Raw genomic sequence first — 763 nt, 5'->3', positions numbered from 1 at the left:
CCTTTCTTCATACCTTCTTCAAGTTTGCATTCAAGAATAGCTTCCTCTTTGTACAGATCCATTATTCTTTCTTCATGTGCCGTTAGATCTTTTTCATTCCAGTTAAGCCTGTCTAATTCATCATATGCTCTCTTTATTATTGGCGCTTCTCTTGCAATCTTCTTTAGATCTTTTTCAGTGGTTTCTTCTGCATGCTTGAAAAAAAACACCAGCGTTCTACTATGCTTGCTAATTGCTCTACTTTATTTTTAGGAAATTTTGGTAGTTCAATAAACACAAATTGAAAATCTTGTAAGTCATGCTCATTAGTCCCCTCATCTCTTATAGTATGGCTGGATACATAATTGGACTTACCAGGAAATAAAACACAATTTGAAATCGCAATAAAGAAGATCTTCTATAAATTAACATACTTACCAACTTGTCTTGAGTAAACTTTGGCAGCATGATATTGAGCACGTTTTTCAAAACCTTTATCACGAGTGAGCTGCATTTCAACCACAAATCTGTTGTCAACAGAATCCTGACAAAGAACATCAACTACACTTTGTCTCTCAGAGGCAATCTCGGGGTCCAAAATGCTGCTGATAAATTCTATTTCCTGTACAGTATTAACTTTAGTACACCTAGAATATCGTTCAAAAAATGGGTAATAATGTCCTTATTTTTTTTCAGTGCCAAAAATCTTTTTAAACGTTAAGCCTAATTTTGGATCAAGAAACTTTGAAAAAGCCATGAGCAACTAACTTAAAAAGTATTGAAA

The 763-nt window shown here is 33.8% G+C and carries 1 pseudogene; it reads right to left on the bottom strand.

The window, feature by feature from the left end:
- Nucleotides 1-736 (bottom strand): annotated as a pseudogene (locus IHO40_RS05700) (Rpn family recombination-promoting nuclease/putative transposase); the annotation flags it as partial.
- Nucleotides 737-763: the final 27 nt, after the last annotated feature.

Origin of the sequence: Wolbachia endosymbiont of Mansonella ozzardi (genome assembly GCF_020278625.1) — a bacterium.
Classification (GTDB): domain Bacteria; phylum Pseudomonadota; class Alphaproteobacteria; order Rickettsiales; family Anaplasmataceae; genus Wolbachia.
Note: the sequence above shows the minus strand (reverse complement) of the source record. Positions and strands in the feature narration are given on the sequence as shown.